Origin of the sequence: Pseudoalteromonas sp. D15MCD-2, assembly GCF_038562745.1 — a bacterium.
Classification (GTDB): Bacteria; Pseudomonadota; Gammaproteobacteria; order Enterobacterales; family Alteromonadaceae; genus Pseudoalteromonas.
On sequence record NZ_JBCFQE010000001.1, the window covers coordinates 1,162,982 to 1,171,020 of the forward strand.

Sequence of the window (8,039 nt, forward strand, 5' to 3'; positions counted from 1 at the left end):
ATTCTTTATTGCGTTTTTGTTAATTTTTTCGTGCTCTGTGTTTGTGTTGTTGCTAATGCGATATCGTTAAGCAAAGGGTACTTTTCAATCGTTTTGCGATTTTTTTCAACATCAACAATTTCAACATAATCCGTTTCCTTGCCGCCAAATTGGCGTAACAGCTTTTCAATATCGTATTGAGTTAAGGTATGTGAATTTTTTACTGCAAAGTCATTCATCTAAAAAACCGTTATGAGAAAAATTAGCTTAAAAATGTTCACGATCCATGGACATAATCTGCATTATATATAGAATAGCGTTTAAAACTAGTACTAAAGTATCTTTTTTAAGGGTTTGTTGGTGCCTCATTTAAATATTACAGGACTAAACGGAGCTTTCTCTGAGCTAAAGCGAGGCGCAAACTATGCTTTACTTGCCCCGCTAGATAATCAGCTATTAGAGTTAACAAGGCATCTTTTAACCAATCATAAAGACTCGGTTTTTTTGCTTTCTGAACAAGTCGAATTATTTTTCGAAGGAGAGAGAAGCGAGTTATTATTTACCTTGTTCGAACAAGGGGTACTAAGTCCTTTCCATTTACATCATAATGAGAATGTATCAAAAAGTTTGCATTTTTCCCGTGGTGTTATTAACGAAATAAAACAGTATGAGCAACTGAAAAACAGTACGGTTATCGTGCATGTCGATTCAGAACATTTAGTCTCTTTGAACGAACAGCAGCTTGGTGAAAAACTCAAGCTCTATGTTGCTTTGTCACAATCAAAAAATGTCACTTTAGTGTTTTTAATGTCAGGTGCTTATGTCAGTGAATTGAGACGTCAGTTATTAGCCTTAAACCGTTTCTTTGATGGCCTTATTTATATAACTCAAGAGGCATCAATTCGCACTCTTGAGTATGATTATTGGTGTCATAAAGAAGGTGTCATAGCTGGGCGTTCGGTTAATTTACAGCTTCATGATGGTCAACTTGCATTAGTTGAGGTAGAGCAAGAGGCTGATGATAAGTCGCAAGCAACGGAGCAAGACTTTGATGAAGACGAGGTATGGCTAACTCGCAGTGCTGTACCTGAGGGTACAAAGCTACCCGTGTTTTATAAAATAATTGATGATAATGATGCTCTTTTTTCTAAAGGGCTTACCAAAAAATCAGCGACGTTAGTTTTTGCAGTTACCCGATACACTGATTTAAAAGCGTTAGCCAAAGATTGCTTCTCTCTTCGAAAGAAATGTGGTCGCCGACTGAAATTAGTAATTCAAAATGTTGATGGCATTATTCGTCACCAAGACGAGTGCTTATTTTTAACTTTAGGGGTTAACCTTATTTTATATAGTTATTCTGAGCCTTCGCGTTTACTGTCACAAATTCAGTCAATTCAAGGGTTTCAGTTTACAAGGCCACTACCGAAATCTATTGATGATGTTCTAAAATACAGTGAAAATGTATTGGCTAAAGGTTATTTGCCTCCAGATAAGTTCGTACAGCAGGTTGCTAAACATAGTGACTCAGCTGCCAATCTGGGTGTAAGTGGCGTGCTTGTTATGTTGCAGCTTTTACCGCGTATTGATGCCATACACCCATTACATTTATTTCATGTAAAACGTGAAGGGGATATTTTTAGTTTTGCTGATGGCACGGTTTACCTTTATCTACATGCTTGTCGAGAGCACGATGTGGAAAGTGCGATTAAACACTTATTTAAATTACAGATAAGCGACTTTTTTATGTCAAAAAATGTCATTGCTGATCATTTTTATATTCAGCAAGAATGTCGCCGTATGCAACGTCATTTTGCTAATACTGAAATAACCGACTTTACCCAACAATTACAAGAAAACGTCAGTTACATTTTTGATACAAAAATAGCAGACATTGCAAATTTAAATACAGAGACACCGGAATTTAAAAAAGTGATTCGACCTATATCTGAGCCAATTAAAGTGACCTTAAAAGGTGAGCTATCATGAGCTTAAACCAGTTTTTTATTACTTTTATCATCGCAATGTTAATCGGCATTTTGCTAAGTAATACAGGTAAGGTATTGTTTAATAAAGTAGTCGTGCTCTACCGAAAACTAACATTTAGGCATGTATTATTAACGCCCTATACGCCAAAACGACACAAGAAGGATAACAAGTGAGGCTTTCAGGATTAGGTATTTGGAATTTATACTTTCTAGTTAAGTTTGTTCTGTATAGCCGAGGTGATATTTCTTTTGATTTATTTGCAAACTTAGCATTTTTTGCTTTTCTAGCGATCTCTTTTCAACATGTATGGTTATCTCGTATCAAACACGCTATGTGTGTGGTGGTAGGAGTGGCCTTGTTGTATCACGACTCGTGGTTGCCCCCGATTTCCAGGCTCACCAAGCAAGCTGGCAATGTACAAGACTTTAGCATCGGCTACTTTTTTGAGATCACAGCGCGCGTTGCTAGCCTCGATATGATTTTTGCGCTCTTTGCTTTAGTGGTTTTTTATTGGTTTACTGTGAAGTGGTTGCGTTACACCAGTATTTCAATAATTGGCTTTATGTATGCGTTTTGGTTAGGTGGGGCTGTTACGAGTGATGAGGTTACAACTCAAGTTGCTAGCAATAACCAAACTACAAAAAAACAAGTACCCGTTTTAGTTTCTGATACAGCAAAACAAAAGACACCGGATCAACAGTTACAAGACTTTTACCAGCAACAGAATTTACTACAAAGCCAGTTTCCTGACGTATTTAATGGCCAGCCATTTGATGTTGTTGTGCTAAATATTTGCTCTTTAGCGACGGCTGATTTAAATGCAATTGGTGTTGAGCCACGTAACTTATTTGCTGATTTTGATATTTTGTTTAGCCAATTTAACTCAGCAACGTCGTACAGTGGTCCTGCGGCAATTCGACTATTACGAGCAAGTTGCGGGCAAACAAGTCAAGAGCAACTATTTAAACCTGTTGATAAGCAATGTCAGCTATTCACTAACCTTGCTGAGCTTGGCTATAAAACCAGTGTGGCTCTTAACCACGATGGACATTTTGATGACTTTATTGGTTTGATTAGACAATACGGTGGTGTTTCTGTGCCAAAACTGGATTTTAGCCAATTTAGTGCTGCGCAGTATGGTTTCGATGGCAAACCGATTTATTCTGATGCGGATATACTCACTAATTGGTTGAAAAAGCAAGGTTCGAGTGAGCAGCCTAGGGCTCTTTACTACAACACCATTAGCTTACACGATGGCAATCAACTTGCTGGTCGTGAACGTATGAATAGCTTTGAAAGCTATCCGCTTAGACAACAGCGCTTATTTAATGACATCGATAAGTTTATAACTGAGTTAAAAGCACAAGGTCGAAACGTAATGCTGGTGGTTGTGCCTGAGCATGGGGCTGCCTTACAGGGTGATAAACTACAATTCTCTGGTTTGCGCGAAATTCCGAGCCCTTCAATAGTTTCAGTGCCAACAGCGGTTAAATTCATCGGTCCTGATATAAAGCATGATGGGCTGAATGTCGTTGATGAAACAATGAGTTATTTTTCATTATCAGAGTTAATCAATAATACGATGAAGTTAGATTTGTTCACAGGGTCGGTACCCATTAACCGAGTGCTTGATAATTTACCAACTTCAGCCAAGGTCGCCGAGAATGAGGATACGGTAATGATGTATATAAAAGGGCAGCCTTACATCCAATTAGATGGTGGAGAATGGACCAAGTACCCGACTAATTAAGTTATTTGTCCAAAATTGTTTACAATAGACTACCCAGCTGCAGGGAGTTAGCGTATTATTCTCATACTATAGGTTCCCGTTTTTTGAGGATGTAATGCGTTTAGATATCCACTGTGCTGACCGAATTGGTATCGCACAAGAGATTCTCAATATCTTGGTTAGTTACCAAGTTGATTTAAAAGGCATCGAGGTAGATTCGGTTAATTGTCGAATGTACGTGAGCTTTCCGCCTATTGAGTTTGAACAATTCCAAAAAATTATGCCATCTATCCGTTTGATAGATGGCGTGAAAGACGTTCGTACAACTGCATTTTTACCTTCTGAGCGAGAGCATAATGAGTTAAATACATTACTACGTGCATTGCCAGACGGTGTGATATCTATTGACGCTAAAGGCTGGGTGCGTTTATGTAATGATGCCGCTTGTCGCGACTTGCAATTATCTGAAAGCGAAGTGATTGGCGCTAACATTAATAATTTGCTCAAAGGCTTTAATTTTACGCGTTGGTTAGAAGGCAAAGAAGTACTTGGTCAAACAACCCGAGTTGAAGTAGCTGGCGAAGACTTTATTGCCGATATTCTTCCTATTTCAGTCCCCCAAGGTGCTGAAGGGGATGTGTTAGCCGGTGCAGTTATCAATATCAAATCACAAAGTCGCTTAGGCCAACAAGTCAGTGCGTTCCGTCGTTATGGCCAAGAAAGTTTTGCAACCATACATAACTTTAGTACTGCAATGCGCCGTGTGGTTCGTGAAGCGCGTAAAATGGCACAACTTGAAGCGCCAATCCTGATTACTGGTGAAACAGGTACAGGTAAAGAGCTACTTGCTCGTGCTTGTCATTACGCATCAAACCGCTCAGTAAAACCGTTTATCGCTTTGTCGTGTGCTTCGTTGCCTGATGATGTCGCTGAGTCTGAACTATTTGGTTACGCAGGCTATGAAGAAAACGCGGCACCAAAACGCGGCGTTTTAGAGCAAGCTGATGGTGGCACAGTGTTTTTAGATGAAGTTGGTGAAATGTCGACTCAGCTACAAACTAAGCTACTACGTTTTTTACAAGACGGTACCTTCCGAAAAGTCGGTGATGAAAACGAAGTAAAAGTAAATGTGCGTATTGTTGCCGCAACACAAAAAGATTTACCAGCGATGGTGCAAGAGGGAACATTTAGAGAAGATCTCTATTACCGAATTAATGTTTTGACCTTAGAAATAGCCCCATTACGTGATAGAAAAGCAGATATCGGCCCGCTAGCAGAGCACTTTATTCAAAAGTATGCCCAGCAAAATGGTCATTCTGTGCCTGTGATGTCTGAGGATTGTTTACGTTTTTTACAAGATTACCCATGGCCGGGTAACGTGCGCCAATTAGAAAATGCGATTTATCGTGCGGTATCCTTGCTAGATGATAACGAACTGCGTATTGAGCACCTGCAGTTACCAACATTTACTCATGATTTAGGTTATCTTGAGTCTGACTTTGAAGGAACCTTAGACCAAGCGGTAAAACGTTTTGAGGCGACATTACTTCGCAAGCTTTACCCCGCTTATCCAAGCTCTCGCCAGCTCGCTAAGCGATTAGGTTTGAGTCACACTGCAGTAGCAAATAAGCTGCGCGATTATGGGATTAATCGTAAGACAGTGAAGGTTTAATTATATAGTTTAATTAAGCAAAAAAGGCTTAGGTAAAACCTAAGCCTTTTTTTTTCGATTAAAAACTATTGTTTGGTACCCATATCTTTGGTGACACCATCAATGGCGATACTTTTAATACCCTCATCGTCGAACTTAATAACAACACTGATGTTATTGCGGGCAAAAAAGTAGTCTCGATTATCAAGGCTGATAACATAATCACCTTTGACTGAATCGCTGAATTTGCGCTTTTCGAGTTTTAGGGTGTGATCAGCAATTTGCCAGTTGAAGCCTTCAATAAAGCCATTATTAAATTCCTGAACCCATACCTGTTGCTCGTCTTTGCTGAGTGTAATCGCCACAGAATATGACTCAGGTAATGACATATCATAGCTTTTATCACCAATAGTGAACTTTTCAGCATCTTGTTGCCAAGCAAAGCCAAATTTAAAGGCTTTTTCAACACCCGTTGGGTACTTTAAGGTTCCATCCCCAGCAAAGTTAAAATCTGCAAAGGCAGAGCTGGTAAATAAACTGGCTGAAAACAGAGTGACCAAACTAAATAATTTCATTAGGTTATTCTTTTTTTATACTAATATATGCACAGATTAGAGCAGAATATTCGCCTTAGCAATACGCTGTGATACACTTTGTGCATCATCAACTGGTTAGACCTTTACCGTGAACCTCTATTTTCGACTAATACTGCTGTTTTTTAAAATTAAACGTAATCGTGATTATCAACAATTGTTAGACACGATTGATATTGAATTCAAAGCGTTACCGACCGATTGCGATATTAACTTCCATCTGACTAATTCTCGCTACTTAGCAATGATGGACCTTGCCCGTACTTGGATGACTGAGCGAGTAGGCTTGTTAAAGCACATAATGAAGCGCCGCTGGTTTCCAATCGTTAATGCAACTGCAATTACCTATATTCGCGATATAAAGCCAATGCAAAAGTACACAGTTAGCACTCGCTTGGTTGGCTGGGATCATAAATACTTTTACATTGAGCAAAAATTTCATTCAGAAAGAGGTTTGCATGCAATTGCTTATGTGCGTGGTGTATTTAAACGCAAAAAAGGTGTAGTCAGCGTTGAAGAGATGCTTGAAGTTGCGGGCTTTAGCGGTGTTGCCCCTATTTTGCCAGCAGAAGTGATGCACTGGAAAGAAATGTTAGAGCAAAAGAAGCTCACTAATAAGTGATACCTAAGATTAGCTAAAAAAAATGCCAGCTAAGCTGGCATTTTATGGCTTTAAACACAGTTTACTCTGCTGCGCAAACTGCTTCACTAACAAACGTTAAGTCGTTTACGTGTGCTGGACCATCCATTACGAATGTCGCTTCAGCGGTGTTTTGATCTAAGGTGTAGATTTTTGCATTCTCGCCGCTTTCTCTACCTGAAATATAAATTGTACCGTCATCAGCAATCGCAATACCTGACGCCCAGTTAACACCGTGCTCACCGATTTGAGTTAACTCAAGGCTGCCTTCATCTAATGTGTAAAGTGCTTTACCAGTTAATACGTAAAGTACATTGTAGTCACTTGAATAAGCGATGTCGCCATCAGAGAATGAGTCGCCTTCATACGATAGTTTACCTAATACCGTTTTTTCACCTGTAGTTAGGTCAAAATCATACATGTATGTTTTGCTTGTCGCACGTAAAGACAGACCATCCGCAGTCACTGTTGAGCGATAAATAGGGAATGATGTCGCATCGGCAACTTCAGCTTGCGTATCAGTGGCTAAATCTAGGCTATAGATTTTTGACGCTTTGCTGCTTTTATCAAGTTGCTCCATGAAGTACAGCATACCGTCTTTGCTAGCAATATTTGATGCTGTATTGTTAAGACCTGCAACAACCGTTACAGCGCTTGATTCTGGGTTAAAGTGATACACATAGCCTTCAGTCTCAGAACCAAAGTTATTAATACCATATAAACCGGTTACAACTGCACATGGTGCCGGAATTTCAGTCACTACGACGTTATCAATGAATGCACCTACTGAATCAGATGTCCCCGCGCCTGCAAAGCTTAACACTGAGCTTGCGCTGTCAGCCTCAACTGTAAAGCTGTATTTAGTCCAGCCTTTTGTGCTGCTGTTGACAACGGCTAATGATTCACTATTCCAGAAAACTTCTGCTTTATTTGTTTGTTCATTGCCTGTTACACGTGCAGAATAGTAAAAGCTCACTTCATATTGATTCCCAGCAGTCGTCGCAATTGCTTGCGAAATACTGTAGTTGGCTGTTGAATCAAGCTCAATGAGTTGCTCACCATCTTGCGCAGGAACAATGCCAAGTTTATTGGTTTGAATTTCAAATTTAGCGTTAGTACTACGAGTCCAACCAGGTATTACATCAAATAACTGCCATTGACCATTGTGATCGGTCACTGTATCTGTATTTTCAAATGATCCGTTTTCTACTAAATTTGTGCCAGCCATTGCGATCGTTGATGCAATAGCTAAAGGTAAAATTGCTAGTTTAGTAACCAAGCTTTTCATGACACTCTCCGTTAGGTGATTAACATAAAATTAATATTGAATAGTATAATTTTACTGCTTTAAATGACTTTTGTTCAATTAAGGAACAAGCCGGATTTGCGGTGATTTTACGTTTAATCGTTTAACGTTATGATTTGTAAAAGCTTGTTTTTTGATCGGAAATTTCTGATTTT

At 39.3% G+C, this 8,039-nt stretch carries 7 protein-coding genes; 4 read left to right on the forward strand and 3 right to left on the reverse strand.

The window, feature by feature from the left end; all coding sequences use genetic code 11:
* Positions 1 to 5: 5 nt before the first annotated feature.
* Positions 6 to 218, reverse strand: coding sequence for a BcsR/BcsP family cellulose biosynthesis protein (bcsR, locus tag AADY36_RS05180; RefSeq protein ID WP_055021463.1), 213 nt, complete (start codon positions 216 to 218; stop codon positions 6 to 8).
* 121 nt (positions 219 to 339) lie between these two features.
* Between bcsR and bcsE the strand changes: the two genes are divergently transcribed.
* The 3 genes from bcsE (at position 340) to tyrR (ending at position 5,366) form a co-directional block, all read left to right on the forward strand.
* The gene (gene bcsE / locus AADY36_RS05185) at positions 340 to 1,965 is read left to right on the forward strand and encodes a cellulose biosynthesis protein BcsE (protein WP_342408622.1); all 1,626 of its coding nucleotides are present in this window, start codon (positions 340 to 342) and stop codon (positions 1,963 to 1,965) included.
* Positions 1,966 to 2,134: 169 nt separating this feature from the next.
* Positions 2,135 to 3,715 (forward strand): cellulose biosynthesis protein BcsG, encoded by a 1,581-nt coding sequence (bcsG, locus tag AADY36_RS05190; RefSeq protein WP_055198376.1) that lies wholly within the window; start codon positions 2,135 to 2,137, stop codon positions 3,713 to 3,715.
* Between the two features lie 94 nt (positions 3,716 to 3,809).
* Positions 3,810 to 5,366, forward strand: a complete 1,557-nt coding sequence (gene tyrR / locus AADY36_RS05195) for a transcriptional regulator TyrR (RefSeq protein WP_054561931.1) — start codon at positions 3,810 to 3,812, stop codon at positions 5,364 to 5,366.
* Between the two features lie 65 nt (positions 5,367 to 5,431).
* On the opposite strand, the gene AADY36_RS05200 is transcribed toward tyrR, so the two are convergent.
* Entirely contained in the window at positions 5,432 to 5,920 is a 489-nt protein-coding gene (locus AADY36_RS05200) for a hypothetical protein (protein ID WP_054561930.1), read from the reverse strand.
* Between the two features lie 109 nt (positions 5,921 to 6,029).
* Here AADY36_RS05200 and AADY36_RS05205 point away from each other — a divergent pair, with 109 nt between their 5' ends.
* On the forward strand, positions 6,030 to 6,560 hold the full coding sequence (locus AADY36_RS05205; RefSeq protein ID WP_054561929.1) for a thioesterase family protein: 531 nt from the start codon (positions 6,030 to 6,032) through the stop codon (positions 6,558 to 6,560).
* Positions 6,561 to 6,621: 61 nt separating this feature from the next.
* Here the strand turns inward: AADY36_RS05205 and AADY36_RS05210 are convergent, their stop codons facing one another.
* On the reverse strand, positions 6,622 to 7,866 hold the full coding sequence (locus tag AADY36_RS05210) for a DUF642 domain-containing protein (protein WP_054561928.1): 1,245 nt from the start codon (positions 7,864 to 7,866) through the stop codon (positions 6,622 to 6,624).
* Positions 7,867 to 8,039: the final 173 nt, after the last annotated feature.